Below are 26,357 nucleotides of genomic sequence, written 5' to 3'. Positions count from 1 at the left end.
CACCGTCCGGGGCCCTTCGTCATGCGTGCGTCAGCCCAGGTTCGTCAGCCACTGCCAGCCGCCCGTGCCGATCGTCGTCGGCGTGCCGAGGCCGGTCGGGGTGCCGGGGAGGAACTCGAGGTTCTCGGCGGTGCCGGCGGTGCGGGTGGTCCACAGGTCGGGGAGGCCGTCGCCGGTGACGTCGCCGGCCGAGACGGCGAGGCGGCGGTCGGCCACGGTCCAGGGGCCGCCGGTGAGTTCGACCGGGGCGGCGAGGTGCTGGTCGCCCTGGCTCGCGTACTGGAGGAGGCGGCCGGTGGCGCGGTCGCGGGCCCAGATGTCGGCCTTGCCGTCGCCGGTGACGTCGCCGGGGAGGAGGACGTCGTCGTTCGCGAACTCGGCGTCCCCGATGTGGAGCGCGGCGCGGGCGGCGAAGGTCGACCGGCCGTCGACGGCGGCGCCACCGCGGTGCAGCCAGAGGCCGGTGGCGCTGCGGGCGAGGACGTCGGGCAGGCCGTCGCCGTCCACGTCGCCGGCGGCGAGCGGGGTGGCGCCGGTCCAGCCGGTGGGGCGGCCGCCCATGGCGATGCGGGTGCCGAGCTCGCCGCTGCCGGTGTTCGGGTAGACCCACAGCTCGTCGCCGATGCGGGCGAGGACGTCCTCGCGGCCGTCGCCGGTCCAGTCGCCGCGGTGGCTGACCGCTGCGCCGGCCCAGCCGCCGGTGCCGATCTGGCGCATGCCGGCGAGGGTGCCGCCGCCGGTGCCGGAGTAGAGGCGCAGGTTGCCGTCGTCCTTCACGGCGAGGAAGTCGGGCCGCCCGTCGCCGGTGAGGTCACCGCCGGTGCCGGTGCCGGGCCGCGGCTCGGGGTAGCCGGCGGCGCGCAGCAGCAGGTGGTCGGAGAGCGGGGCGGTGCCGGCCGGTTCGGGTTCGAGGGCGTCGGCGCGGACGGTGTGGAAGTCGCGGGCGCTGAGGAAGACGTGGTCGAACTTCTTGCCGGCGTACGTGGTGGGCTCGCCCGAGCGGCACTCGCCGGCCCCGGCACCGAGGCATGCCTGGGTGAACCAGTCGCGGTCGTTCTCGTCGGCCTCGGCGAACGGCCCGGTGCCGGGCAGTCCGGCGCGTATCGGGTCGAGCGCGGGGTAGTCCGGTCCGGCGTTGAAGTCGCCGCCGAGGACGACGGGGAGCCCGGCGGCCCAGGTGTCGACCTTGGCGAGGGCCTGGGAGGAGCCGTTGTCCGGGGTGATGTACTGCGCGAGGTGCGTGGTGCAGACGAGCGTGGTGCGGCCGTCGACCGGCCCGCGGGCGCACAGCACGGCCCGGCCCTCCTCGCCGGCCGGGACGGTGAGGTTGGCGGCGTAGCGGTCGACCGCCGGCGCCTTCACGAAGACGCCGAGGCCGAAGCGCCGGTCGGTGGACCACTTGCCGCAGCCGGCGGAGTCGTTGACGGTCGAGGTCCACACGCCGGTGTAGCCGGGCAGGGCGTCGCGCAGCGCGGCCCACTGGCCGAAGCACAGCTCCTGGAGGAGCAGCGCGTCGGTGTCCCAGGCGAGCGTCTGCTCCTTGACCTTGGCCGTCCAGGTCGGCAGGTCGAGCGCGCTCTGGCAGGTGGACTGGCCGCACACGTTGTACGAGATGGTGCGCACCGGCGGCGCGGTGGCGGGGTCCACGGTGTCGGCGGCGGCCGGCGCCGCGGCCGGGAGGACCGCGGCGGCCAGCATCGCGAGCACGGTGGCGGCTCGGGGCAGGAGTCTTCGGGACGGGAGTCTCATGCCCGAGAGCGTAGTGATCTCTTTCGGTGTACCTGTCAGACGCTCAGCCGGTCAGCCGGGCGTACTTCGCGCGCAGTCCGGCCGCGCCGTCCTCCGTCAGGCCGCCGTGCAGCCGCATCCGGGCGACACCGCCGTCCGGGAAGGCGTCGAGGCGGACGTGGGTGACGACGGCCTGGGCGGGGAGCACGAAGCGGTGCAGGGTGTCGGGCTGGAGGCGGGTGCGCGGGATGATCTCGAACCACTCGCCCGTGTCGCCGTTACGGCCCTGGAGCGCGATCCAGCCCGCCGAGTTGCCCTTGAGGTACGCGGTGTCGATCTCGACCGCGCGGACCGCGCCCTGCGCGGCGAGCCGGAACCGTACCCAGTCGTTGGTGCCGCGCACCCGGCGGCGGCGGTTCTCCCAGCCGTCGTCCATCTTGCGGGAGGTGCCGGGCAGGATGATCTGGGTGGGCGACGAGTAGAAGCGGTCCGAGGCGTCCTCGTACACACCGCCGTTGAGCACGGAGATCAGGTCGAGGGTGCCGAGCACGGCCAGCCACTCGGGGTCGGGCACGACCTCGCCGTGGACGCGGAGGCGGGCGATGCCGCCGTCGGGGTGCTGGCAGACCCGGACGTGGGTCCAGCGGCGCTCGCTGTCGATCGTGAAGCCGTTGGCGGCGTGGCCGCGCACCGGGGTGGGGGGCAGCAGCTCCTCCCACGTGGCGTCGACGAGTTCGGCGGGGCTCGGGGTGCCCTCGACGGCGGCGGCCTGGATGCTCACGCGCTGCGGGTAGTTGCCGCGGAAGTGGGCGGTGTCGACGACGATCCCGCGGATGACGCCGGGGGCGCCGAGGCGGACGATCGCCCAGTCGTGGTCCTCGGGCGCGGGGAACGGGTGGCCGGCGTCGGCGCCGCGGCGGCGGCGGGTCTCCCAGCCGTCCATGATCTTGCCCTTGTGGCCGAAGTGCTCGGGGTCGAAGACGGCGCGCTCGCGGACGAGGAGGTTCTCGCGCTCGGCGAAGAACTCGTCGTTGGCGGCGACGACTCCGGCGCCGAGGCGGCGGTCGGCGAGGTCGACGAGCTCGGTGAACCCGAAGTCGCGGGTGCGGTAGTCGGCGTACGGGTCGCCGCCGGCGTAGGGGGCGGCGTCGTTGGCGTGCGGGTCGGTGGCGTGGGCGAGGTCGCTGTCGTCGATGCTCATGTCCTCGACTGTGCCGCCGGGGCACCGCACAGGTCCATCGAATGTTTCCGAGGCTGCTTTTCAGCTCTGCTGAACGGTCATGCCAGGCTCTCCCGCTGCACGGCGGCCTGGCGCAGCGCCGCGAGCACCCGCGCCACCGCCGGCCCCTCCTCCGCCCCGCGCCGTACCGCAGCGACGACATGGCGGCGCGGCTGATCGGCCGTCAGCACCCGCATCACCACGCCTCTGGCGCGCTCGGCGGCGGCCATCCGCGGCACAAGGGCCACCCCCATCCCCGCCTCGACCATGGCGAGGATCGCGGTCCAGCCGGCGGCGCTGTGCGCCTGCTCGGGCACGAACCCGGCGGCCTCGCACGCGGTGGTGGTGATCTCCGACCAGGGCCCTGAACCGCCGAAGATCCAGGGCTCGGCGGACAGGTCGGCGAGCCGCAGACCGGGCGCCTCGGCGAGCGGATGACCGGCGGGCAGGGCGACGTCGAGCGGGTCGGCGAGCAGCGGCACCCGGGTGAACTGCGGGTCGCGGGCGGTGGGCGCGTGCGCGGCGAGCGAGAGGGCGAGGTCGACCTCGCCGGCGGTGAGCAGTTCGTACGCCTCCGCCGCCTCGGCCTCGCGGACCCGCACGTCGAGTCCCGGATGGGCGGCGCGCAGCGTCTGTACGGCGGGCACGACGAGCGCGGCCACGGCGGTCGAGAACGCGGCGACCCGCACCCGCCCGGCCTCACCGCGCAGATAGCCGTCGAGCTCCGCCTCCGCCCGCTCCAGCTCCGCGAACACCGCCTCGGCGTGCCGCAGTACGAGATGCGCGGCGTCGGTCAGCCGGACCCGCCGGCCGTGCGCCTCCAGGACGGGCACGCCGAGCTGCCTGGCGAGGTTGGTGAGCTGCTGGGAGACGGCCGAGGGGGTCATCAGCAGCGCCTCCGCGGTCGCGGTGACGGTGCCGCGGTCGCGGAGGGTGCGGAGGATCTGGAGCTTCTTGATGTCCCACTCGGTCATGAGGCGCAACCTACCGGGCCCTACCGCGACCGCTCCCGGGTGGCCGACGCCAGCGCCACCCCGCCCAGGATCAGCGCCATGCACGCCCCGCCGAGGATGCCCAGCTCCTCGCCGAGCAGCAGGTACGAGAGCAGTGCGACGCAGACCGGCTGGAGGTAGTAGACGGCGCCGGCGCGGGCGGCGCCGATGAGGGCGACGGCGCGGTTCCAGGAGAAGAAGGCGACGGCGGAGGAGAGCACGCCGACGTAGACGAGCGGGCCGACGGTGCCGGCGGTGGGCTCGAAGCCGCCCTGGGTGGCGAGGCTGACCGCGTACGCCGGCAGCAGCATCGCCGCGCCGAGGACGAAGGTGGTGAAGAGGAAGACGACACCGCCGAGTTCGGCCGGGCGGCGCTTGAGCAGGGCGCTGTACGAGGCGAAGGCGAGGGCCGCCGCGAACATCCAGAGGTCGCCGGTGCCGAACCGGGTCGGCAGCGCGCCGCGGCCGACGAGCAGCAGCACGCCGGCGCAGGCGACGAGCATGCCCGTGACGCGCCGGGCGCCGAGACGGGCGCCGCCGAGCCGCTCGTACACCGCCATGAGGACGGGCGAGGCGGCCATGATCATGCCCATGTTGCCGGCGGAGGTGGTGAGTCCGGCCTGGTTGACCAGGGTGTTGTAGACGGTGATGCCGAGCAGCGAGGCCAGGGCGACGAAGCCGAGGTGACGGCGGATCAGGTGCCGCTGCCGCCAGGTGGCGCGGGCGGCGAACGGGGCGACGGCGAGGATCGCGACGATCCAGCGCCAGAAGGCGGCCTGGACGGGCGGGACGGTGTCGTGCAGGGCGCGGGCGGCGACGAAGCTGCCGGACCAGACGACCGTGGCGAGCAGGGCGAGCAGCACGCCGAGGCCGGCGCCCTTGGCGGGTGCCGGCCTCTCGGTGACGTGCTCTTCGTGGTGTGCGGTGGCGGTCGGGCTTTCGGCGGCAGTCGTTGTCATGGACCTACCGTCGCACCCCGGAAACCTCCAGGTCCATCGAAACTTCCTGACCGTTCTTTTCAGTAGTGCTGAACGATTCCTTCTTGGCGGCTCGGGGGGCCAGCTGGCCGAGGAGGGTGGCGCCGAAGGCGATCACCATGCCGAGGAGCTGGACCGGGCCGAGGGCCTGGCCGAGGGCGGCCCAGCCGATGACGGCGGCGGTGATCGGGGAGAGCGGGCCGAGCAGGGTGACCGAGGAGGCGCTCAGGCGCTCGATGCCGCGGAACCAGAGGAAGTAGGAGATCGCGGTGTTGCCGAAGGCGAGGTAGGCGTAGCCGGCCAGGTTGGTGCCGCTGAGGGCCGGCGGGGCGCCCTCGACCAGGAAGGCGATGGGCAGCAGGAACAGGCCGCCCGCGGTGAGCTGCCAGCCGGTGAGGGCGAGCGCGCCGACCCCCTCGGGGCGGCCCCAGCGCTTGGTGAAGACGGTGCCCGCGGACATCGACAGGGCGGAGAGCAGACCGGCGGCCACACCGATCGCGTCGAGCGCGGCCCCCGCCTTGAGGACGACAAGGCTGACGCCGAAGGCGGCGGCGATGGCGGTGAGCAGCCCCTTCACGGTGGGCTTGTCGCCCAGGAACAGGGCGGCGAGACCGACGACGAAGAGCGGGCCGACCGAGCCGACGACGGCGGCGACGCCACCGGGCAGCCGGTAGGCGGCGAGGAAGAGGAGCGGGAAGAAGGCTCCGATGTTCAGCACGCCGAGCACCAGCGACTTCCACCACCAGGCGCCCTGCGGGAGCTTGCGGGTGAGGCCGAGGAGCAGCAGTCCGGCGGGCAGGGCTCGCATCAGGCCGGTGAAGAGCGGCCGGTCGGGCGGCAGGAACTCCGTGGTGACGAAGTAGGTGCTGCCCCAGGACGCCGGAGCGAGAGCGGTCAGGGCGATGGTGGCGGCCTTGCGGGACATGACGGGTTCCCCCCTGTAGCGGGTTGCGGGCGCCTCCCCGGTGTCGCCCCGGTTCGGCTTGGCGATAACTAACTTAGCACTAAGCTACTTATGCGCAAGAGGCTTTCTTGCAAGAAACTCAGCAGAGAGGGAAACTGGGGTCATGGAGAAGGTCATGGAGCAGGGCACGGACACGGTGACGGAGCAGGTCATGGAGAAGCACACACCCGGGCCGGGGCCCGACCACGACGCCGTCGACGCCATCGCCGATCAGTGGGCGGCGGTCCGCCCCGACCTCGACACCCTGCCGATGGCCGTCTTCGGCCGCATCTACCGCCTGGCCGCCGCCATGCGCGGCAAGGTGGACAAGGCGTACGCGCCGTACGGCGGGATGTCGCTCGGCGAGTTCGACGTGCTCGCCACACTGCGCCGCTCCGGCGAGCCGTACACGCTCTCACCGCGCGAGCTGACCGCCACGCTGATGATCACGACCGGCGGGATGACCGGGCGGCTCGACAAGCTGGAGCGGGCCGGGCTGCTCACCCGCAGTCCCGACCCGAACGACCGGCGCGGCCTGCGGGTCACCCTCACCGACGAGGGCCGCAGCCTCGTGGACCAGGCCGTCGGCGCCGGGCTCGCCGAGCAGCGCGCGGCCCTGGAGGCGGCACTCACGCAGGAGGAGTCGGAGCAGCTGGCCGGCCTGCTGCGGAAGCTGCTCGCAACGACGGCCTGACACCGGCGGCCGGCGGGCGGGCGCCGGGGCCCCGCCGCCTGCCGGCCCGGGGCGCCGGGCCGCCCGAAGACACACGAGGGCGCCGCGCGGTACTCACGTACCGCGCGGCGCCCTCGTCGACGTATGAGCGAGGCGCGAGCCCGCGGGCTCAGGCCTTCTTCTTGGACTTGTCGAGCACCATCACCAGACCGGCGATGACCAGGAACAGCAGGATCGGCAGACCCACGTACAGGCCGAGGGTCTGGGCGACACTCAGCCCCGGGGCCGGGTCGTCACCGTCGTCGCGGGTCAGCGCGAGCGCGGGGGACGACATGAGCAGCATCATCAGCGTCGTACCGGCCGCGACGGCGCCGGCGCGCAGGGCGTTCTTCTTGTCCACGGTGCAAAAGTAGCGAACACCTAAACGGAGCGCGCGCCCGGGGGTGCCGTACGGGCGCGCACGCCCCCTCCGCCCGCCTCCGCGACCCGCTCCGCGACCGTCCGCAGCAGGTCGTGGGCGCGTGGCGAGGCGGCCAGTTGCTCCAGGGTGACGGGCTGTCCGTCGGGGCCGGCGACCGGCAGCCGCCAGTTGGGGTACTGGTCCCAGGTGCCCGGCAGGTTCTGCGGCCGGCGGTCGCCCACCGCGTCCGGCAGCCAGACACCGACCATCCGGGCCGGGGTGGCGGCCAGGAAGCGGTGGAAGGCGCGGACCTCGGCGGCCTCGTCGCCCGGTCCCTCCGGGAGGAACCCGAGCCGTTGCAGCACGGCCAGCCAGTCGGCGGTCTCGGCGCCGTCCCGGCCGCGCTCCCGCTCCAGGTCGCCCGTGAGCAGCCCGAGCCGGTGGCGGAGCGTCACATGGTCGCCGGTGAGCCGGGCCGCGGTGGACGGCAGGTCGTGGGTGGTCACGGTGGCCACGCAGCCGGTCCGCCACTCCTCCGGCGCCAGCGGCCGTCCGCCGCCCGTCCAGTCGCGCTCGAACCACAGCACCGACGTGCCGAGCACCCCGCGCCGCGCGAGTGCCTCCCGCACACCCGGCTCGACGGTGCCCAGGTCCTCGCCGACGACCGCCGCCCCGGCCCGGTGCGCCTCCAGGACGAGGAGCGCGAGCATGGCCTCGGAGTCGTACCGGACGTACGTGCCCTCGGTCGGCTCCAGGCCCTCCGGCACCCACCACAGCCGGAACAGGCCCATGACGTGGTCGATGCGCAGCGCGCCCGCGTGCCGCAGGAGTTCGCGGAGCACTCCGCGGTACGGGGCGTAGCCCTCGGCGGCGAGCGCGTCGGGGCGCCAGGGCGGCAGACCCCAGTCCTGGCCGCGGGCGTTGAAGGCGTCGGGCGGGGCGCCGACGGACATGCCGGCGGCGAAGACGTGCTGCTGCGCCCAGGCGTCGGAGCCGTCCGGGTGCACGCCGACGGCCAGGTCGTGGACGATCCCGACCGGCATCCCGGCCTGGCGCGCGGTGCGTGCCGCGTCGGCGAGCTGGCCGTCCGTCAGCCAGGCGAGCCGGCAGTGGAAGTCGACCCGTTCGGCGAGTTCGGCGTCGGCCCGTACGGCGGCCTCGGCGGTGCGGGGACGGCGCAGCTCCTCGGGCCAGCGGCGCCACTGGTGGCCGTGCCGCTCGGCGAGCGCCTGGTAGGTGGCGTGGTCCTCCAGGGCGCGGCCGCGCTCGGCGAGGAAGTCGCGGTAGGCGGCCCGGCGGCCGGGGCCGAGCTCCACGGTGTGGATCAGCTCCAGGGCGCGCCGCTTGGCGTCCCAGACGGCGTCCCGGTCGATCAGGGCGCCCTTGCCGAGGACCCGTTCGCGCTGCTCGGCGGCGTCGCCGAGGATCCGGTCGAGCTCGCCCTGGCGGGCCGGGTCGACGTACGCGTACTCGGGCAGGTCCTCGATCCGCAGATGCACCGGGTCGGGGAAGCGGCGCGAGGACGGGCGGTACGGGGAGGGGTCGCTCGGCGCGCCGGGCACGGCCGCGTGCAACGGGTTGACCTGCACGAATCCTGCGCCGTGGGTGCGGCCGGCCCAGTCGGCCAGCTCCCGCAGGTCGCCGAGGTCGCCCATGCCCCAGGAGCGGGCGGAGAGCAGGGAGTAGAGCTGGACGAGCAGGCCGTGGACGCGGGCCGGCGGCTGCGGGGCGCGGGCGGGGGCCACGACGAGGGTACTGGTGGAGCGGCGGCCGTCGGGAGCCTCGGCGGTGAGGCGGTGCACGCCGAGGGGCAGGTCCGGGGGCAGCTCGGGCTCGTCGGGTCTCCCCGGGGCGGTGAGCGTCTGCCCGTCCTCGGTGGTGACGGTGATCCGGGTGCCGGGCGGCAGGCCGTCGGGCGGGCCCGGGGGCTCCTCGCCCCGCCACCGGACCAGGGTGGGCGGCAGCAGCCGCTCGCGGCCGGCCCGTTCCGCCTCGCCGAGGGCCGCGGCGACCGCCTCCGGGGTGGACGCGTCGACGTCCAGGGCGCGCAGGACGGCCACCACGGTGGCCTCGGGCACGGTGACCGTGACGCCCGCCGAGGGGGCGTACTCGGTGGCGACTCCGTGCAGGGCGGCGAGACGGGCCAGGGTCACGTCACACTCCGGGGGACTCCGAACCGCCCGCAGTGGCGCGGGCGGTGGGTTCGCTGGTGAGGGGGGCCGCCTCGATGAGCGGCGGTTCGCTGGTGAGGGGCGCGGTGTCGGCGAGGGGCGGTTCGCTGGTGAGCGGGGTGCCCTGGCGGGGGATCCCTATCCGTTTGCTGCGGGTGGCGCGGTTGTGGTCGGTCTCGTGGTCGGTGGCGGTCACGGGGTCTCCGGGTTCGTCTCGACGGGCGCGGTGCGACGCGCCGGGGTCAGCAGGAGGAGCCCTACCCACCGCTCCCCGTTTTACCGGCGGAATTCGGCGAAACGGTGCCAGCTCGCCGAAAGGCCACCGGGCAATGCGGACAGTTCGACCACGCGCATTGACACTCCGTCGGATCGGGTGGTGGGCTCGTAATCCACTTGTGACCCAAGGGGGCACAACCGTTCAAGGGTGAAGGGAGTCGCGCGTGCACCTCGGAGGCGGGACCGGACGTGCCGGACGCGGGAAGCGGACCGCGACGGCCGTGGCGGTCGCGGTGATCGGCGGGCTCCTCGGCGGTGTCGTACCGGGCGGCGCGTACGCGGCCCCGGGCGCCCCCTCCCCCGCCACCGTCCCCGACCTGCAGCCCGCCGCCGACGCGACCCCCGCGGTCTGGCCCCGACCCCAGTCGCTGACCGCCACCGGCGGCCCCGGCGTCACGCTCGGCACCGAGGTCACCCTGCTCGCGGCCCCGGACGCCGATCCGTACGCGGTCGGCGCGCTGCGCGAGCTGCTGCGGGCGGCCGGGGTGCGGACGGTGCACGAGGCGCTGCCGGGACGCGGCGCGGTGATCCGGATGGGCGGCGCTGCCGAGACGCAGGCGGCGCTGCGGGCCCTGAAGGCGCCCGAGCGGGGCGACCTGCCGTCCGGCGGCTACCGCCTCGCGACCGGCCGTCTCCAGGGCCGGGACACGGTCGCGCTCGACGGCGCCGGCGGCGACGGCCTCTTCCACGCCGTGCAGACGCTCCGTCAGCTCCTCGCGCCCGCGCCCGCACCCCGGGGCAGCCTCCCCGGCGTCGTCGTGCGCGACTGGCCCGCCACCGCCGTGCGCGGCCTCACCGAGGGCTTCTACGGGCGCCCCTGGTCGCCCGCCGAACGGCTCGCCCAGATCGACTTCATGGGCCGCACCAAGCAGAACCGCTATCTCTACGCCCCCGGTGACGACCCGTACCGCCGGGCGCTGTGGCGCGAGCCCTACCCGGCCGCCGAGCGGGCCGCCTTCCGGGAGCTGGCCGCGCGGGCCGAGGCCAACCACGTCACGCTCGCCTGGGCCGTGGCGCCCGCGCAGGCCATGTGCCTGTCCTCGGACGCGGACGTGGCCGCGCTGAACGACAAGATCGACGCGATGTGGGCGCTCGGGGTGCGCGCCTTCCAGCTGCAGTTCCAGGACGTCAGCTACAGCGAATGGTCCTGCGACGACGACGCCGACGCCTTCGGCAGCGGCCCCGGCGCCGCCGCCCGCGCGCACGCGCGCGTGGCCAACGCGGTCGCCGCGCACCTGAGGGTGACGTACCCGGGCGCCGCGCCGCCGCTGTCGCTGGTGCCGACCGAGTACTACCAGGACGGCGCCACCGACTACCGCACGGCGCTCGCCGACGCGCTCGACCCGCGCGTGGAGGTGGCGTGGACGGGCGTCGGCGTGGTGCCGCGCACCATCACCGGCGGCGAACTGGCCGGGGCGAAGGGCGCGCTGCGCCACCCGCTGGTCACCATGGACAACTACCCGGTCAACGACTACGCCCAGGACCGGCTCTTCCTCGGCCCCACCACCGGCCGCGAGCCGGCCGCGGCCGTCGGCTCCGCCGGCTTCCTCGCCACCGCCATGGAGCAGGCCGCCGCCTCCCGCGTCGCCCTGTTCACCACCGCCGACTTCGCCTGGAACCCCAAGGGCTACCGGCCCGACGCGTCCTGGCGCGCCGCCGTCGACGAGCTGGCCGGCCCCGACCCGGCCGCCCGCGAGGCGCTGCGGGCGCTCGCCGGGAACGGCGCGAGCTCGATCCTCGCCCCGAACAGCGAGTCGGCGTACCTGAAGCCGCTGACGGCTGCCTTCTGGGCGGCGCGCACGAGTCCCGACCCGGCCGTACGCGAGAAGGCGGCGCGCGAGCTGCGGGCCGCGTTCACCGTGATGCGTCAGGCGCCCGCGCGCCTCAAGGGCACGGCGGACGGCGCGCTCGGCACCGAGGCCGGGCCGTGGCTCGACCGGCTCGCCCGGTACGGCGCGGCGGGCGAGGCGGCCGTCGACATGCTGCTCGCCCAGGCGCGCGGCGACGGCGCCGGGGCCTGGCGGGCCCAGCTGGACCTGGAGCGGCGGCGCGCCGAGCTGCGCCCGGGGCAGCCGGGCAGTCAGGTGACCGTCGGCAAGGGCGTCCTGGACGCCTTCCTCGCCCGCGCGGCGGCCGAGTCGGCGGCCTGGACGGGCGCGGACCGGGAGCGCCGCCCGGACGTGAAGCCGGAGGCGGCGACGCCGGACGGCTCGTACACGGTGCGGCTCGACCGCTCGCGGCCGCTGACGGCCCTGACGGTGATGACCGAACCGGGTGCCGGCGCGGGCGGCGGGCCGGTCGGCTTCCTGGAGGCGTACGTGCCGGGCGAGGGCTGGCGCCGGATCGGCCCGCTCACCGCCTCCGGCTGGACCCAGGCCGATCTGAAGGGCCTGCGGGCGGACGCGCTGCGCGTCGTCTGGGACGGCGCGCCGGGGCGGGTGCGCTCGCTGGTGCCGTGGTTCGCCGACGAGCCGCGCGCCGGTCTCGAACTGGCCCGCGGCGAGACGGACGCCGAGATCGGCGGCGAGGCTCAGCGGGTGGACGTGACGCTGGTGGGGCGCAGCGCGGGCGAGGTGCGCGGGCCGCTCGCCGCCCGGCCGCCGAAGGGCATCACGGTCCGCCTGCCCAAGGAGGCCACGGTGCTCCGCGGCACGAAGTCGGTCGTCCCGCTCGAGGTGTCGGTCGCGGCGGACGTGCCGTCCGGTTCGTACACCGTGCCCGTGTCGTTCGAGGGCGAGGAGCGGGTCCTGACCGTGCGGGCCTTCCCGCGTACGGGCGGCCCGGACCTGGCCCGTACGGCCACGGCCTCGTCGTCCGGCGACGAGACGCCCGACTTCCCCGCCGCGTACGCCCTGGACGGCGACCCGGCGACCCGCTGGTCCTCGCCCCTGGAGGACGGCGCCTGGTGGCAGATGGAGCTGGCGGAGCCGGCCCGGGTGGGCCGCGTGGTGCTGCACTGGCAGGACGCGTTCGCCTCCCGCTACCGGATCCAGGTCTCCGCCGACGGCCGCGTCTGGCGCACCGCGGCGACGGTCCGGGACGGCCGGGGCGGGGTGGAGTCGGTCCGGATGGACGCGCCGGACACGCGCTTCCTGCGGGTGCAGGGGGACGCGCGCGGCTCGGAGTACGGCTACTCGCTGTGGGCGGTGGAGGCGTACGCGGTGGAGGAGGCGCCGGTGCCGGAGCAGACGGCGGAGGAGCCGGGCGCGGAGCCCGACCCCTCGTAGCCTCCGAACGTCGAAGGCCCGGCTCAACCCGTCGTCACGGCCCCCTGGGGAGTCTTCCCCTGAGGAACCGTGGCGACCGAGTCGATCCGGGCCAGGACGTCGTCCGCGCCGTACGGCTGGAGGTAGGGCAGCCAGCGCGGGTCGCGATGGCCGGTGCCGATGATCCGCCAGGCCAGTCCGGTCGGCGGGGCGGGTTGGTGGTGGAGCCGCCAGCCCAGCTCGCGCAGGTGCCGGTCGGCCTTCACGTGGTTGCAGCGGCGGCAGGCCGCCACCACGTTGTCCCAGGCGTGCGTCCCGCCGCGGCTGCGTGGAACGACGTGGTCGACGCTGGTTGCGACGCCACCGCAGTACACGCAGCGCCCGCCGTCGCGGGCGAACAGGGCTCTGCGGGTCAAGGGAACGGGCCCCCGGTAGGGGACCCGCACGAACCGCTTCAGCCGCACCACACTGGGCGCGGCGACGACACGGCTCTCGCTGTGCAGGAAGGCGCCGGACTCCTCCAGGCAGAGGGCCTTGTTCTCGAGGACGAGGACGAGCGCGCGGCGGAGCGGTACGACGCCGAGTGGCTCGTACGACGCGTTGAGGACCAGGACATGCGGCACGGATGCCTCCTATGACGCCGGCGGCGCGTGGCTCGCGCCGGGACGAAACTGCAACCAGTCTCTCCTCATGCCGGGCCGGTGCGCCACCACGTGCGGGTAATGCCCCTGAGGTGTTCTCGACCACATCGGCGCGCTTACGGGAGTCTTCCCCGGCCGTGGACCGTCTTCCCCCTTGCACATGTGCGCCGAGGCGCCGGGGGCACCGCGCGTCCCCCGCTAGTGTGGATGGATTGCGAACACCTGCCTGGAGGTCCCCCGTGCCCGCCGTGTCCTGGTCCGCCGCCCTGCTGGCCGCCGACGATCCGACGCACGTACCGGTGACCCTTGACGAGGCGGCCGAGCGGGCGACCGACGCGGCGGGCTGGGTCGAGCAGAACTGGGCCACCTGGCTGAACACCGGCCTGAAGATCGTCCTCATCCTGGTCGTGGCGTTCACCCTGCGGATGCTGGTCCGCAAGGCGCTCACCAAGCTGATAGACCGCATGAACCGGTCGGCCCAGGCGGTCGAGGGCACGGCCCTCGGCGGCCTCCTCGTCAACGCGGAGCGCCGCCGCCAGCGCTCGGAGGCGATCGGCTCCGTGCTGCGGTCCGTCGCGTCCTTCCTCATCCTCGGCACGGCCGGCCTGATGGTGCTCGGCGCCTTCAAGATCGACCTGGCGCCGCTCCTCGCCTCGGCCGGTGTCGCCGGTGTCGCCATCGGCTTCGGCGCCCGCAACCTCGTCACGGACTTCCTCTCCGGCGTCTTCATGATCCTGGAGGACCAGTACGGCGTCGGCGACTCCATCGACGCGGGCGTCGCCTCCGGCGAGGTCGTCGAGGTCGGACTCCGGGTCACGAAGCTGCGCGGCGTCGACGGCGAGATCTGGTACGTCCGCAACGGCGAGATCAAGCGCATCGGCAACCTCAGCCAGGGCTGGGCCACGGCCGGCGTCGACATCACCGTCCGCCCGACGGAGGACCTGGACCAGGTGCGTGCGGTGATCGCCGAGGCCGCCGACCTCATGTCCAAGGACGAGCCCTGGAACGAGCGCCTGTGGGGCCCGGTCGAGGTCCTCGGCCTCACGGAGGTCCTCCTCGACTCCATGACCGTCCGCGTCTCCGCGAAGACCATGCCCGGCAAGAAGCTCGGCGTCGAGCGCGAACTGCGCTGGCGCATCAAGCGCGCCCTCGACGAGGCGGGCATCCGCATCGTCGGCGGCCTCCCGCCCCAGCCGACCGCGGAACCCGCCCCGAAGCCCGACCCCACGGCCGCCATGTCGGCCCCGTCCGTCTTCGCCTCCCCGTCGTCGCCGCAGTCGGCGGCGGCGACCCCGCTTCCCAAGGCGGACCTGGGCAAGTAGCTATTCCGGTACCGCCCGGTCCCGTAGAGCCGGGCGGAGCGGATGCTGAGCAAGACGAGCAAGTGACCCGCGCTTGCCCGCGCGTGCGAGGTGGTCGGGGCGGGCGTTGTGTTTCCCGGCAACGTGCGGCCGCCCTCACTCCGAGTGTGGCCCCCTCCACCACCGCGTCAAGGGCGCTCCTTCGTCGCGTCGCTTCGCGATGGGCTGCGCCCACCCTTGACCCGGTGGCTCCGGCGGCCTTTTCACACTCGGAGGGCGGCCAGGGGCGGGGCCACGCAGGGGGTCCGGGCAGCGCCTGGGCGCCGTAGGCGGGCTGGCGGGCCGGTGGTGGGTGGGCTTCGGGTATCGCTCCGGTCGGGGGCTGCCTGTCAGGCCGGTGGGGTGGGGCTCGGTCAGTGGCGAGGTGGGTGGATCCGTTTCCCCTGTTCCGGGTGCGCGGCAGTGGAATGGGGTGCCCATTCCTGGCTCGGCGGCGTCCTGCCACTGTCTGGCCGGGGCTCATGCCCCGCTGGTCATTCGCGGTCGGTGGAGAGGGCGAACCCTAACTGCGCCATGAACCGTCTCAGGAGTCACAGACGTCCCCTTCCGCCCCACCAGGGGCGGTAATTCGGGAGTGTGGCGTACTTAGGGCTGCTCAAACCCAGCCGTCGCGAGCCCTTTCTCCGCCATGAACGTACGGCGGGGCCGTTCCGGCGGGGCTGGGCGCGATGCCATGGCGGGCTGCTGTGGTTGAGGGCGGAGTTAGGGTTCGCCTCACCACCCACTCGGAGTGACCAGCAGGGCATGAGCACCCGCCGGACGACCACCGGCCGCCGCTATCGCGGGACCAGGCACCCCATTCCACGTCCGCGCACCCGCAACAGGGGAAACGGATCCACCTGCCCCGGCCACAAACCGAGCCCCCACCCGCCGGGCCGTACGAAGTCCCCTGCTCGGGAGCGATACCCGGGCCCACCTACCACGCACCCGCAGCCCGCCTACGGCGGGAATGGATACCCGGCCCCCCTGCGCGGCCCCGCCCCTGGCCGCCCTCCGAGTGTGAAAAGGCCGCCGGAGCCACCGGGTCAAGGGTGGGCGCAGCCCATCGCGAAGCGACGCGACGAAGGAGCGCCCTTGACGCGGTGAAAGAGGGGGCCGCACGTCGCCCATGTCGACAGCGCCCGCCCCGACCACCTCGTACGCCGCGACGCCGGACGCCCTCCGTCTCGTACAACCGCGCTCGGGGCGCCGGTCAATGGTCGAGCCGGCCGCCCTTGACGCTCGCGACGAACGAGGAGAGCGGCGCTCGCCTATGTCGAAGGGTGCCACCACCGACCAGCGGAGCACCTCCCCCTGCGGGGGCGCTGTCCAACAGCCGCACCATGGACCCACGTCGTCGGTGGAATGCGATCGACGACACGGAGCGGACGGGGGACGCATGAAGTACGTCAAGGTCGAGTGGGACGACGAGTTCCGGGGCTTCGCACTCGACGCGAACGCCTATCTCACCGAGCTGCCACGGCTCGGGCCCGAGCTGCCGCCCGGAGCCCGGGCGTTCGTCGTGGATCCCGAGCACTATCGCGTGGGCGCCGACCGGTGCGTGAAGGATCTGGAGCTGGCGGGGGTGCGGCTCGCGACGGACAAGAGCGGGTCGCTGGTGCTCGACTTCGCGCCGAACCGGTGGAAGCACGAGGAAGGGCTGCGGATCCGGTACTCGGGGGTCGCGCACTTCTCCGTCGACTATGACCACGCCATCGACTGGATGGCGGCGGACACCGTGCTGTTCGACGAGGTCCTGCCCGACCCGGCTGGATGCGTGCACGAGATCGCGCTCACCGATGCCACCGTGACCGTGCGCTGCCGGGACCTGGACGCCGTGTGGGGCGGCGGGCCCAACGACCCCGCCCGCCCCCGAACAGGGTATTGACGACCCGCTGACCTCCGCCTTACCTTCCTCCCAACCCAATAGGAAACTTTCCTAACAGTGCCCCTCACCGTGCGGTACGCGCAGGCAGGCAGGTGGAGCCCCATGGCCGGTACGACCCCCGGTACCCCCCGCGTCCTGCGGGCCATGAACGACCGGGCCGCGCTGGAGCTGCTGCTTGCCCACGGGCCGCTCTCCCGCACCCGGATCGGGAAGCTGACCGGGCTGTCGAAGCCGACCGCGTCGCAGCTGCTCGCGCGGCTGGAGGCCGCCGGGCTCGTGGTCGCCACCGGCACCACCGAAGGACGGCCGGGGCCCAACGCGCAGTTGTACGCGGTGAATCCGGGGGCCGCGTACGCGGCCGGGATGGATGTGACGCCGGAGCGGATCCATGCCGCCGTCGCCGATGTCACCGGGCAGGTCGTCGGGGAGTTCCGGGTGGCGACGCCCGGGCGGGCCGGCGCCGACGGCGGCGTGGTGCGGCAGGTGGTCGCGGCTCTCGACGGGGCCGTGCGGGAGGCCGGGCTCGGGCTCGGGGACGTACAGCGGCTGGTGATCGGGACGCCCGGCGCGTTCGATCCGGCGACCGGGCGGCTGCGGTACGCCTCGCACCTGCCGGGCTGGCACTCGCCCACGCTGCTCGACGAGCTGGCGGTCGCGCTGCCGATGCCGTTCGAGTACGAGAACGACGTCAACCTGGTCGCCATCGCGGAGCAGCGGCTCGGCGCGGCGCGCGACCACGAGAACTTCGTGCTGCTGTGGAACGAGACCGGGCTCGGCGCGGCCCTGGTCCTCGGCGGCCGGCTGCACCGCGGGTTCACCGGCGGCGCCGGTGAGGTCGGGTTCCTGCCGGTGCCCGGGACGCCGCTCGTGCGGCACGTGGCGAAGGCGAACTCCGGCGGCTTCCAGGAGCTGGCGGGCGTGCAGGCCATCCCGCGGATCGCCAGGGCGTGCGGGATCGAGACGCGCGAACAGCCGTACGTGGAGACCGCGGCCGGGCTGCTCGCGCACGCCGCCGCGCACGCCGCCGAGGACGAGCGTCACGCCCGCCTCCTCGACGTCTACGCCGAGCGCCTCGCCACCGGACTCGCCGCGCTCGTCGCCGTACTCGACCCGGAGCTGATCGTGCTGTCCGGCGCGGCGATCAGCCCCGGCGGGGAGCCGCTGCGCGCCCGCGTCCAGGCCCAGCTCGCCGATCTCGCTGCCGCGCGGCCGCGGCTCGTCCTCGCCGCCGTCGAGCGGCACCCCGTCCTGCGCGGGGCCCTCGAATCCGCCCTCGCCGCCACCCGCGACGAGGTCTTCGACACCTCTCGGTAAGCACCCGTCCCTCGTCCCGCCCGCCCAGGGAGAACCCGCCATGCCCGCACGCTCCCGTCCCCGCCGGCTCGCCGCCGCGCTCGCCGCCACCTCCTCCATAGCGCTGTTCGCCTCGGCCTGTACGGGCTCCGCGAGCAACGCCGCCACCGACGACCCCGACGCCCAGGTGACGATCACCTTCTGGCACGGCTGGTCGGCGCCGTCCGAGGTGCAGGCGATCAACGACAACATCAGGCGCTTCGAGGCGGCGCACCCCAACATCAAGGTCGACGTCGTCGGCGACATCAACGACGACAAGCTCAACCAGGCACTGCGCACGGGCGGTTCGAAGGGCCCGGACGTGGTGTCGTCCTTCACCACGTCCAACGTCGGCAAGTTCTGCTCGTCGGGCGCCTTCGCCGACCTGAAGCCCTTCATCGAGAAGTCGAAGCTGGACCTCGGGAAGACGATCCCGAAGACGCTGCTCGACTACACCCAGTTCGAGGGCAGGCGCTGCGCGATGCCGCTGCTGACGGACGCGTACGGGCTCTACTACAACAAGACCGCCTTCAAGGCCGCCGGTCTCGACCCAGAGAAGCCCCCGAGGACCTGGTCCGAGCTGCTCGCCGACGCGAAGCGGCTCACCAGGCCCAAGGGCGACGGCTTCGAGCAGCTCGGCTTCATGCCGAACTACCACGGCTACGAGACCACCACCGAGCACTACCTGGGCAGTTGGGGCCCGGCCTACTTCGACGCGAACGGGAGGTCGACGGTCGGCACCGACCCCGGCATCGCCGCGATGATGACCACGCAGAAGAAGATGGTCGACGAGCTCGGCGGCTACGAGAAGCTGGAGCGGTTCCGGACGTCCTTCGGCGACGAGTGGGGCGCCAAGCACCCCTTCCAGACCGGCCAGGTCGCCATGCAGCTCGACGGCGAGTGGCGGCTCGGCATGGCGACCGACGCCAAGGTGCCGTTCGACATCGGCGTCGCGCCCATGCCCGTGCCGGACGGCCAGGAGGCCGACTACGGCAAGGGCTACCTGTCCGGCACGATCATGGGCATCGCGCCGCAGAGCAGGAAGCAGAACGCCGCCTGGGAACTGGTCAAGTTCATGACCACGGACACCGACGCCGTCGTCGCCTTCGCCAACGGCATCCGCAACGTGCCGTCCACCTTCGACGCGCTGAAGTCGCCGGACCTGAAGTTCGACCCGCGCTTCAAGACCTTCCTCGACATCGCCGCGCACCCGAAGTCCAACACGGCGGCGGGCGCGGTCAACGGCGCGACCTACCTCAACACCCTCCAGGACTTCGCCCTGCAGTACGAGAAGGGCGAGGTGACCGACCTCCAGGGCGGGCTGAGGAAGACCGCCGCGCAGATCGACACCGACATCGCCAAGGCGAAGTAGCACGATGGCAGGCACGATCACCCTTCGCTCGAAGCGGCGGCGCGCCGCGCTTCGCACGGCGGCGTTCCTGTCGCCCTGGCTGGTCGGGTTCGGCGTCTTCTTCGCGTACCCGCTGGTCTCGACCGTCTACTTCTCCTTCACGGACTACGACGGCTTCGCCGCCCCGTCCTTCAACGGCCTGGCCAACTGGACGTACGTCTTCCGGGACTACCCGCTGTTCTGGCCGGCGCTGCGCAACACCCTGTGGCTGGTGGTGATCATGACCGCCTGCCGGGTCGTCTTCGGACTCGGCGTCGGCCTGCTCATCACGAGGATCAGGACGGGCGCCGGGCTCTTCCGGACCCTCTTCTACCTGCCCTACCTGGCCCCGCCGGTCGCGGCGACGCTCGCCTTCGTCTTCCTGCTCAACCCCGGCACCGGGCCGGTGAACTCGCTGCTCGAAGCGGTCGGCCTCCCGGGCCCGGCGTGGTTCACCGACGCCGCCTGGTCCAAGCCCGCGCTGACGATGCTCGCGGTGTGGGGCGTCGGCGACCTCATGGTCATCTTCATGGCCGCGCTGCTCGACGTACCGAAGGAGCAGTACGAGGCGGCGGAGCTGGACGGCGCCTCGGCGTTCCAGCGGTTCCGGTACGTCACGCTGCCGAACATCTCGCCGATCGTGATGTTCGCCGTGGTCACCGGGGTCATCCAGGCGATGCAGTACTACACGCAGCCGCTGGTCGCCGGGAAGGTCGCCTCCGGCGTCATCGGCGGCTCCGGGCAGTCCTTCGAACCCGGCTACCCGGACAAGTCCACGCTCACCCTGCCGCAGCTCGTCTACAACCTCGGCTTCCAGCGCTTCGACTACGGAGCGGCCTGCGCCACCGCCCTCGTCCTCTTCGCCCTGGCCATGGCCTTCACCCTGCTGCTCATGCGCCGCCGCGGCGGTCTCGTCCAGGCAGGTGACTGAATCCATGAGCCAACTCCTCGACGCGGCCGCGGCCGCCCCGGAGGTGCGGAAGACCGGGGCCTCCCCCGCCGCGCGCACCGCCCGCCGCAAGGCGCTGCTGCACTGGATCGCGGTGCACGCGCTCGGCATCGCCGCCGCGCTCTTCTTCGTCCTCCCCTTCGTCTTCGTCCTCCTCACCTCGCTGATGAGCGACCAGCAGGCGCTCACCCGCGACCTCACCCCGAACACCTGGCAGTGGGACAACTACGTCCGTGTCCTCGACACGCCGGGCTTCCTCACCTGGTGGCGCAACACCCTGCTCTACGCGGGCCTCGGCACCGTCCTCACCGTGGTGTCGTCCGTCCCGGTGGCGTACGCGCTCGCCAAGTTCCGCTTCCGCGGCAGCCGGCTCGCGCTGATGCTCGTCATCGCCACGATGATGCTGCCGCCGCAGGTCGTGGTCATCCCGATGTACCTGTTCTGGGCCAAGCAGCTGAACCTGTCGGGCACGCTGTGGCCGCTGATCGTCCCGATGGCCTTCGGCGACGCCTTCTCCGTCTTCCTGCTGCGCCAGTTCCTGCTGACCATCCCGAACGAGTACCTCGACGCGGCCCGGGTCGACGGCTGCGGCGAACTGCGCACCCTGCTCCGGGTCGTGCTGCCGATGGCGAAGCCGGGGATCGCGGCGATCGCGCTCTTCCAGTTCTTCGCCGCGTGGAACGACTACTTCGGGCCGCAGATCTACGCCTCCGAGAACCCGGCCGCGTGGACGCTGAGCTACGGCCTGGAGTCCTTCAAGGGCGCGCACCACACCGACTGGAATCTGACCATGGCCGCGACCGTCCTGGTCATGGCCCCCGTGATCCTCGTGTTCTTCTTCGCGCAGAAGGCGTTCGTCGAGGGTGTCACGCTGACCGGAGTGAAGGGCTGACCGATGAAACTGGCTGTCGTGGGGGGCGGCTCCACCTACACCCCCGAACTGATCGACGGATTCGCGCGGTTGCGCGACACCCTGCCCGTCACCGAACTCGTCCTCGTCGACCCGGCCGCAGAGCGGCTCGACCTGGTCGGCGGCCTGGCCCGACGGATCTTCGCCAGGCTCGGTCACGAGGGCAGGATCGTCACCACCTCGGACCTGGACGCGGGCGTCGACGGCGCCGACGCCGTCCTGCTCCAGCTGCGGGTCGGCGGGCAGGCCGCCCGCGAGCAGGACGAGACCTGGCCGCTGGAGTGCGGCTGCGTCGGGCAGGAGACGACCGGCGCGGGCGGCCTCGCGAAGGCACTGCGCACGGTGCCGGTGGTGCTCGACATCGCCGAGCGGGTCCGCCGCACCAACCCGAACGCCTGGATCATCGACTTCACCAACCCCGTCGGCATCGTCACGCGGGCGCTGCTCCGGGCCGGCCACAAGGCCGTCGGCCTGTGCAACGTGGCCATCGGCTTCCAACGAAAGTTCGCGGCGCTGCTCGACGTGGCCCCGCCGGACGTGCACCTCGACCATGTCGGGCTCAACCACCTGACCTGGGAGACCGGCGTACGGCTCGGGGGCCCCGAGGGCGAGGACGTGCTGCCGCGGCTGCTCGCCGAGCACGGCGACGCCGTCGCCGACGACCTGCGGCTGCCGCGCGCGGTCCTCGACCGGCTCGGCGTCGTCCCCTCGTACTACCTGCGCTACTTCTACGCGCACGACGCCGTCGTCGAGGAGCTGCGCACCAAGCCGTCGCGGGCGGCGGAGGTCGCGGCGATGGAGCGGCAGCTCCTGGAGATGTACGGGGACCCGGCACTCGACGAGAAGCCGGCGCTGCTGGCGAAGCGGGGCGGGGCCTTCTACTCGGAGGCGGCGGTGGACCTCGCGGCCTCCTTGCTGGGCGGCTCGGGCGGCTCGGGCGGCTCGGGCGGCTCGGGCGGCTCGGGCGGCTCGGGCGGCTCGGGCGGCTCGGGCGGCTCGGGCGGCGGCTCGCCGTACCAGGTGGTGAACACGTACAACAACGGCACGCTGCCGTTCCTGCCGGACGACGCCGTGATCGAGGTGCAGGCGGCGGTCGGGCCGAAGGGCGCCGTGCCACTGCCGGTGCCGGAACTCGACCCGCTGTACGCGGGCCTGATCGCGCACGTCACCGCCTACGAGGACCTGGCCCTGGACGCGGCGCTGCGCGGCGGCCGGGACCGGGTGTTCAGGGCGCTGCTCGCCCATCCGCTGGTGGGGCAGTTCGCGCAGGCGGACGCGCTGACCGACCGGCTGATCGCGCACAACCGGGAGCACCTGGCGTGGGCGTGAACCTCGACGGGCTGCTCCTCGCCGTCGACGCGGGGAACAGCAAGACCGACGTCGCGGTCCTCGCCCCGGACGGCACGGTCCTGGGCGAGGCGCGCGGCGGCGGGTTCCAGCCCCCGGTGGTGGGGGTGGCGGCGGCGGTCGACACGGTCGCGGAGATCGTGGGACGGGCGTGGGAGGCGGCCGGCGGGGCCGGGGTGCCGGTCGCGTTCGCGCAGGTCGCGGCGTGTCTCGCCAACGCCGATCTGCCGGTGGAGGAGGCGGAGTTGGAGCGCGCCCTGTACGCGCGGCAATGGAGCCGCTCGATACGGGTGCACAACGACACCTTCGCCATCCTGCGGGCCGGCGTCGACGAGCCGCGCGGCGTGGCCGTGGTGTGCGGCGCGGGCATCAACTGCGTCGGGATGACCCCGGACGGCCGCACCGCCCGCTTCCCCGCCATCGGCAAGATCTCCGGCGACTGGGGAGGTGGCGGCGGCCTGGCGGAGGAGGCGCTGTGGTTCGCGGCCCGCGCCGAGGACGGGCGCGGCGAGCCGACGGCGCTCGCGCGGACGCTGCCGGAGCACTTCGGGCTGCCGACGATGTACGCGCTGATCGAGGCGCTGCACCTGGGGCGCATCCCGGTCGAGCGCAAGCACGAGCTGACGCCGGTCCTCTTCCGTACGAGCGCCGGGGGCGACCCGATCGCCCAGTCCCTCGTGGACCGGCTGGCGGAGGAGGTCGTGGCCTTGGCCTCGGTCGCCCTCGCGCGGCTCGGGCTGCTCGACGAGGCGGTGCCGGTGCTGCTGGGCGGCAGCGTGCTCGCGGCCCGGCACCCGCGGCTCGACGCGCGGATCGCCGAACTGCTCGCCACGAAGGCCCCGAAGGCGGTCGTCGGCGTGGTCGCCGCGCCGCCGGTGCTCGGCGCCGGGCTGCTCGCGCTCGACGCGGCGGGCGCGGGCGCGGAGGCGGCGGCGCGGCTGCGCGGGTACTACGGGGCCTGAGCGCGGTCCCGGCCGGTGCGGGGTGCCCCTGTTCAGGAGCGCCCCGCACGCGCGTTCACCCCATCGGGCGACGTTCGAGACGGAACCGATCCCGGCCGGGAGACGTATTCAAAGTGACAGATGTTCGAAAGGGGGATCGCTCGCGGAGGTGTCCGCGGTGTGGGGCACCATAGGCACCAGCAGCGACAAGATCGAGACAATCCCGGTGTGTGGCCGGGATACTGCGGCCATACTGCTGGCCGGGTAGTACGTCCGCCACTCCAGCGGCAGGACGGGATCGACGTCTGAGACCGAGGGGGAGGTCACGTGACACACCCGCCGAACGCGCCCGCCGCCTCGGTGGCGCAGGGCACCGGCAGCGCGCCCGCGCGGCCGGGTCCCGGCGTGCCCGCGCAGCCGGGACAGCAGTCCGGGCCGGGGCCGGCCCGGCCGCAGGCGCCCGCCGCGGTGCCGCCGCCGGCGGCGCCCGGCGTCTGGGCGCAGGGCCGCGAGGTGCTGCGCCGCGCGGCCACGACGGAGCCGGGCCGGCTGCGGATCCTCGGCGCCGTACTCGCCCTGCTCGTCGTGGCGTTCGGGGCGGTGACGGCCTTCGAGGTCGCCGACCGGTCCTCGTACGCGGACGACGTGGTGGGCCGCAGCCAGCCGCTGAGCGCCGACGCCGCCGACATCTACCGCTCGCTCGCCGACGCCGACGCCACCGCGGCGAGCGGCTTCCTGGCCGGCCCGCAGGAGTCCGCGCAGATCCGCCAGAGATACGCGGACGACATCACGACCGCCTCCCGGCTGCTCGTCAAGGCCGCCGCCGGCACCGACTCCGACGGCACCTCCGCGAGCGAGATCGCCACGCTCAACGAGCACCTGCCGCGCTACACGGGCCTGATCGAGCGCGCCCGCGCCGCCAACCGGCAGGGCCTGCCGCTCGGCGGCGCCTATCTGCGGTACGCGAACCAGACGATGAGCCGGGACCTGCTGCCCGCCGCCGAGCGGCTGTACGCGGCGGAGACCGCGCGGCTGCACGAGGACGACGACGAGGCGCGCGCCTGGCCGTTCCTCTCGCTCGCGCTCGGCCTGCTCGCCCTGGCCGTCCTGGTCTGGGCCCAGCTGCGCAACTTCCGCATGACGAACCGGGTGTTCAACCAGGGCATGCTCGCCGCGACCGCCGCCTGCGTCGTCGCCCTGCTGTGGCTCGTCACCGGCCACGGCCTGGCCCGCGCGAGCCTCGACGACGCCCGCGCGCACGGCCAGGAGTCCCTCCAGGTGCTCAACGAGGCCCGGATCAGCTCCCTGAAGGCCCGTGCCAACGAGAACCTGACCGTGGTCGCCCGCGGCGCCGTCCTCACCGACGACGGCAAGCACGACAAGTACGAGGCCGACTACAGCAGCAGCATCGCCGGCCTCTCGACCGCCCTGAAGGCGGCCGGCCGGCTCGCCGACGACGACGCCGGGCGCGGCCCGCTCACCGAGGCCACCGCCCGCGCCGAGGAGTGGCGGGGGCGCCACCGGCAGGCCCGCGAGCTGGACGACGCCGGCGACTTCACCGGCGCCATGAACCGGATCATCGGCACGACCGAGTCCACCGGCCAGTCCTTCGACCAGGTCGACGCGGCCCTCGGCCGCGCCCTGGCCCACGAGCAGGACGAGTTCACCCGCGCCGCCGACGGCGGCCGGAACGCACTGACCGGGCTGCCGCTGGGCGCGGCCGTGCTCGGCGTGCTCGCCGCGGCCTGCGCCGTCCTCGGCGTCAACCGCAGACTGTCGGAGTACCGGTGAGAGGGGGCGACATGCCGGACGGTGTCGAGCAGACGACCGGAGCGGGCCGGATACCGGACGGCACGGCCGCGCGCATGCCCCGGCCGCGCCGGGTGGCCGGGCGGGCCGCGGACGAGGACGCGGCGACCGGTCCGGGCGAGCTGGTCGTCCGGGCGGCGTACACCTCCGCCGCACCCGCGCGCCGCCGCCTCGGACGGCTGCGCGGCTGGGGCGGCGTCGCCGCCATGGGCGTCGCCTGCGGGCTGACCGCCTCCCTCGCGCTGCTCGCGCTGCCGCACACCGCGGACCGGGCCGGGACCCCGCTCGGGGCGGCCGGCGTGGGCGACGGGGTGCAGGTCACCGCGAAGAACGGCGAGAGCGCCGAGAGCGCGGAGACCTGCAAGGACCCGGAGGCGTCGCTGACGCCGTCGGCCGCCGACGGGCCGACCGTCGAGAAGATCAAGCGGCGCGGCAAGCTGGTCGTCGGCGTCGACCAGTCCAGCTACAACTGGGGCTTCCGCACGCCGCCGACGGTGACCCGGCTGCCCGACGGGTCGGTGAAGGAGACGCCCGGCGAGCTGCAGGGCTTCGACATCGACCTGGCGAAGGCGATCGCGAAGGACATCCTCGGCGACGAGAACGCCGTCATCTTCCGCACGATCCCGACCAACCAGCGCATCGCCGCCCTGGAGGGCGACAAGGTCGACCTCGTGGTGCGCACGATGACCATCAACTGCAAGCGGATCCAGCAGGTCGCCTTCTCCACCGCCTACTTCCAGGCCGGCCAGCAGGTCCTCGCCCCCAAGTCGTCCCCGATCACCGGCTACGACTCCTCCCTCAGCGGCAAGCGGATCTGCACCGCCGAGGGCTCGACGGCCTACGAGGCCCTGGAGGAGAAGTCGTTCGGCGCGGTCTACAAGGACGTCGGCGACGACACCAAGGACGACCCGGACCTGCTGACCGTGCCCAACCAGCTGGACTGTCTGGCCCGGCTGCAGATGGGCGAGGTCGACGCCGTCGTCACGGACAACGCGCTCGCGGCCGGCCAGGCCGCGCAGGACCCGGCCGTCGAGCTCAAGGGCCGGCCGTTCACCACCGAGTACTACGGGGTGGCCGGCAAGCTCGGCAACGACGACCTGGTCCGCCGGGTGAACCAGGTGCTCGTGCAGTACCGGCAGGGCCCGTGGCAGAAGGCGTACGACACCTGGCTGAAGGCGGACCTGCCCGGGATATCCGGGCCGCCGGCCCCCAAGTACAAGTAGAA

At 73.8% G+C, this 26,357-nt stretch carries 21 protein-coding genes; 12 read left to right on the top strand and 9 right to left on the bottom strand.

Going from position 1 to position 26,357, the window contains the following annotated elements:
• Positions 1-30: 30 nt before the first annotated feature.
• The 5 genes from ACIRSU_RS17140 to ACIRSU_RS17120 form a co-directional block, all read right to left on the bottom strand.
• Entirely contained in the window at positions 31-1,749 is a 1,719-nt protein-coding gene (locus ACIRSU_RS17140; RefSeq protein WP_403792866.1) for an FG-GAP-like repeat-containing protein, read from the bottom strand.
• A 43-nt stretch (positions 1,750-1,792) separates the two neighbouring features.
• Positions 1,793-2,929 (bottom strand): allantoicase, encoded by a 1,137-nt coding sequence (alc, locus tag ACIRSU_RS17135; protein WP_403792864.1) that lies wholly within the window; start codon positions 2,927-2,929, stop codon positions 1,793-1,795.
• 77 nt (positions 2,930-3,006) lie between these two features.
• Positions 3,007-3,921, bottom strand: a complete 915-nt coding sequence (locus ACIRSU_RS17130) for a LysR family transcriptional regulator (RefSeq protein WP_403792863.1) — start codon at positions 3,919-3,921, stop codon at positions 3,007-3,009.
• Positions 3,922-3,941: 20 nt separating this feature from the next.
• Entirely contained in the window at positions 3,942-4,898 is a 957-nt protein-coding gene (locus ACIRSU_RS17125; RefSeq protein ID WP_403792862.1) for a DMT family transporter, read from the bottom strand.
• Positions 4,899-4,902: 4 nt separating this feature from the next.
• Complete coding sequence (locus tag ACIRSU_RS17120; protein ID WP_403792860.1) at positions 4,903-5,841, bottom strand: EamA family transporter; 939 nt, start codon at positions 5,839-5,841, stop codon at positions 4,903-4,905.
• A 190-nt stretch (positions 5,842-6,031) separates the two neighbouring features.
• Here ACIRSU_RS17120 and ACIRSU_RS17115 point away from each other — a divergent pair, with 190 nt between their 5' ends.
• Positions 6,032-6,553: a MarR family winged helix-turn-helix transcriptional regulator gene (locus tag ACIRSU_RS17115; protein WP_403793616.1), complete on the top strand. Its 522-nt coding sequence runs from the start codon at positions 6,032-6,034 to the stop codon at positions 6,551-6,553.
• Between the two features lie 148 nt (positions 6,554-6,701).
• On the opposite strand, the gene ACIRSU_RS17110 is transcribed toward ACIRSU_RS17115, so the two are convergent.
• From ACIRSU_RS17110 to ACIRSU_RS17100, 3 genes are read right to left on the bottom strand one after another with little or no spacing between them, the layout of a single operon-like run.
• A complete protein-coding gene (locus ACIRSU_RS17110; protein WP_403792858.1) occupies positions 6,702-6,932 on the bottom strand; it encodes a hypothetical protein in 231 nt (76 codons plus the stop codon).
• Between the two features lie 20 nt (positions 6,933-6,952).
• Positions 6,953-9,085, bottom strand: coding sequence for a 4-alpha-glucanotransferase (malQ, locus tag ACIRSU_RS17105; RefSeq protein ID WP_403792857.1), 2,133 nt, complete (start codon positions 9,083-9,085; stop codon positions 6,953-6,955).
• A 1-nt stretch (position 9,086) separates the two neighbouring features.
• Complete coding sequence (locus ACIRSU_RS17100; RefSeq protein WP_403793652.1) at positions 9,087-9,299, bottom strand: hypothetical protein; 213 nt, start codon at positions 9,297-9,299, stop codon at positions 9,087-9,089.
• 244 nt (positions 9,300-9,543) lie between these two features.
• Here ACIRSU_RS17100 and ACIRSU_RS17095 point away from each other — a divergent pair, with 244 nt between their 5' ends.
• A complete protein-coding gene (locus ACIRSU_RS17095) occupies positions 9,544-12,606 on the top strand; it encodes a beta-N-acetylglucosaminidase domain-containing protein (RefSeq protein ID WP_403792855.1) in 3,063 nt (1,020 codons plus the stop codon).
• 23 nt (positions 12,607-12,629) lie between these two features.
• Here ACIRSU_RS17095 and ACIRSU_RS17090 read toward each other — a convergent pair whose 3' ends face one another.
• On the bottom strand, positions 12,630-13,208 hold the full coding sequence (locus tag ACIRSU_RS17090) for an HNH endonuclease (protein WP_403792853.1): 579 nt from the start codon (positions 13,206-13,208) through the stop codon (positions 12,630-12,632).
• Between the two features lie 266 nt (positions 13,209-13,474).
• On the opposite strand from ACIRSU_RS17090, the gene ACIRSU_RS17085 reads away from it, so the two are divergent.
• The 10 genes from ACIRSU_RS17085 (at position 13,475) to ACIRSU_RS17040 (ending at position 26,355) form a co-directional block, all read left to right on the top strand.
• Positions 13,475-14,548: a mechanosensitive ion channel domain-containing protein gene (locus ACIRSU_RS17085; protein WP_403793614.1), complete on the top strand. Its 1,074-nt coding sequence runs from the start codon at positions 13,475-13,477 to the stop codon at positions 14,546-14,548.
• 1,417 nt (positions 14,549-15,965) lie between these two features.
• Positions 15,966-16,454, top strand: coding sequence for a hypothetical protein (locus tag ACIRSU_RS17080; protein ID WP_403792851.1), 489 nt, complete (start codon positions 15,966-15,968; stop codon positions 16,452-16,454).
• A 102-nt stretch (positions 16,455-16,556) separates the two neighbouring features.
• Positions 16,557-17,768: an ROK family transcriptional regulator gene (locus ACIRSU_RS17075; RefSeq protein ID WP_403792849.1), complete on the top strand. Its 1,212-nt coding sequence runs from the start codon at positions 16,557-16,559 to the stop codon at positions 17,766-17,768.
• A gap of 40 nt (positions 17,769-17,808) precedes the next feature.
• Positions 17,809-19,158 carry an ABC transporter substrate-binding protein gene (locus tag ACIRSU_RS17070; RefSeq protein WP_403792848.1) on the top strand — a complete coding sequence of 450 codons (1,350 nt, stop codon included), beginning with the start codon at positions 17,809-17,811 and terminating at the stop codon, positions 19,156-19,158.
• A 4-nt stretch (positions 19,159-19,162) separates the two neighbouring features.
• Complete coding sequence (locus tag ACIRSU_RS17065; protein WP_403792846.1) at positions 19,163-20,107, top strand: carbohydrate ABC transporter permease; 945 nt, start codon at positions 19,163-19,165, stop codon at positions 20,105-20,107.
• Positions 20,108-20,111: 4 nt separating this feature from the next.
• Positions 20,112-21,017 carry a carbohydrate ABC transporter permease gene (locus tag ACIRSU_RS17060; RefSeq protein ID WP_403792845.1) on the top strand — a complete coding sequence of 302 codons (906 nt, stop codon included), beginning with the start codon at positions 20,112-20,114 and terminating at the stop codon, positions 21,015-21,017.
• A 3-nt stretch (positions 21,018-21,020) separates the two neighbouring features.
• On the top strand, positions 21,021-22,364 hold the full coding sequence (locus ACIRSU_RS17055) for a 6-phospho-beta-glucosidase (protein ID WP_403792843.1): 1,344 nt from the start codon (positions 21,021-21,023) through the stop codon (positions 22,362-22,364).
• Positions 22,355-23,344, top strand: a complete 990-nt coding sequence (locus ACIRSU_RS17050; protein WP_403792842.1) for an N-acetylglucosamine kinase — start codon at positions 22,355-22,357, stop codon at positions 23,342-23,344. Before ACIRSU_RS17055 ends, ACIRSU_RS17050 begins: the two co-directional genes overlap by 10 nt.
• Positions 23,345-23,650: 306 nt before the next feature.
• The gene (locus ACIRSU_RS17045) at positions 23,651-25,114 is read left to right on the top strand and encodes a hypothetical protein (protein ID WP_403792840.1); all 1,464 of its coding nucleotides are present in this window, start codon (positions 23,651-23,653) and stop codon (positions 25,112-25,114) included.
• Between the two features lie 224 nt (positions 25,115-25,338).
• Complete coding sequence (locus ACIRSU_RS17040) at positions 25,339-26,355, top strand: glutamate ABC transporter substrate-binding protein (protein ID WP_403793612.1); 1,017 nt, start codon at positions 25,339-25,341, stop codon at positions 26,353-26,355.
• The last annotated feature ends 2 nt before the right edge of the window (positions 26,356-26,357 follow it).

It is taken from the genome of Streptomyces sp. NPDC101160 (assembly GCF_044768205.1).
Lineage (GTDB): Bacteria > Actinomycetota > Actinomycetes > Streptomycetales > Streptomycetaceae > Streptomyces.
Note: the sequence above shows the minus strand (reverse complement) of the source record. Positions and strands in the feature narration are given on the sequence as shown.

Bases quoted from the DNA above. Each gene is read 5' to 3' on its own strand.
- ACIRSU_RS17140 (WP_403792866.1), bottom strand. From the start codon at position 1,749: ATGAGACTCCCGTCCCGAAGACTCCTGCCCCGAGCCGCCACCGTGCTC.
- alc (WP_403792864.1), bottom strand. From the start codon at position 2,929: ATGAGCATCGACGACAGCGACCTCGCCCACGCCACCGACCCGCACGCC.
- ACIRSU_RS17130 (WP_403792863.1), bottom strand. From the start codon at position 3,921: ATGACCGAGTGGGACATCAAGAAGCTCCAGATCCTCCGCACCCTCCGC.
- ACIRSU_RS17125 (WP_403792862.1), bottom strand. From the start codon at position 4,898: ATGACAACGACTGCCGCCGAAAGCCCGACCGCCACCGCACACCACGAA.
- ACIRSU_RS17120 (WP_403792860.1), bottom strand. From the start codon at position 5,841: ATGTCCCGCAAGGCCGCCACCATCGCCCTGACCGCTCTCGCTCCGGCG.
- ACIRSU_RS17115 (WP_403793616.1), top strand. From the start codon at position 6,032: ATGGAGAAGCACACACCCGGGCCGGGGCCCGACCACGACGCCGTCGAC.
- ACIRSU_RS17080 (WP_403792851.1), top strand. From the start codon at position 15,966: ATGAAGTACGTCAAGGTCGAGTGGGACGACGAGTTCCGGGGCTTCGCA.
- ACIRSU_RS17075 (WP_403792849.1), top strand. From the start codon at position 16,557: ATGGCCGGTACGACCCCCGGTACCCCCCGCGTCCTGCGGGCCATGAAC.
- ACIRSU_RS17070 (WP_403792848.1), top strand. From the start codon at position 17,809: ATGCCCGCACGCTCCCGTCCCCGCCGGCTCGCCGCCGCGCTCGCCGCC.
- ACIRSU_RS17065 (WP_403792846.1), top strand. From the start codon at position 19,163: ATGGCAGGCACGATCACCCTTCGCTCGAAGCGGCGGCGCGCCGCGCTT.
- ACIRSU_RS17060 (WP_403792845.1), top strand. From the start codon at position 20,112: ATGAGCCAACTCCTCGACGCGGCCGCGGCCGCCCCGGAGGTGCGGAAG.
- ACIRSU_RS17055 (WP_403792843.1), top strand. From the start codon at position 21,021: ATGAAACTGGCTGTCGTGGGGGGCGGCTCCACCTACACCCCCGAACTG.
- ACIRSU_RS17040 (WP_403793612.1), top strand. From the start codon at position 25,339: ATGGGCGTCGCCTGCGGGCTGACCGCCTCCCTCGCGCTGCTCGCGCTG.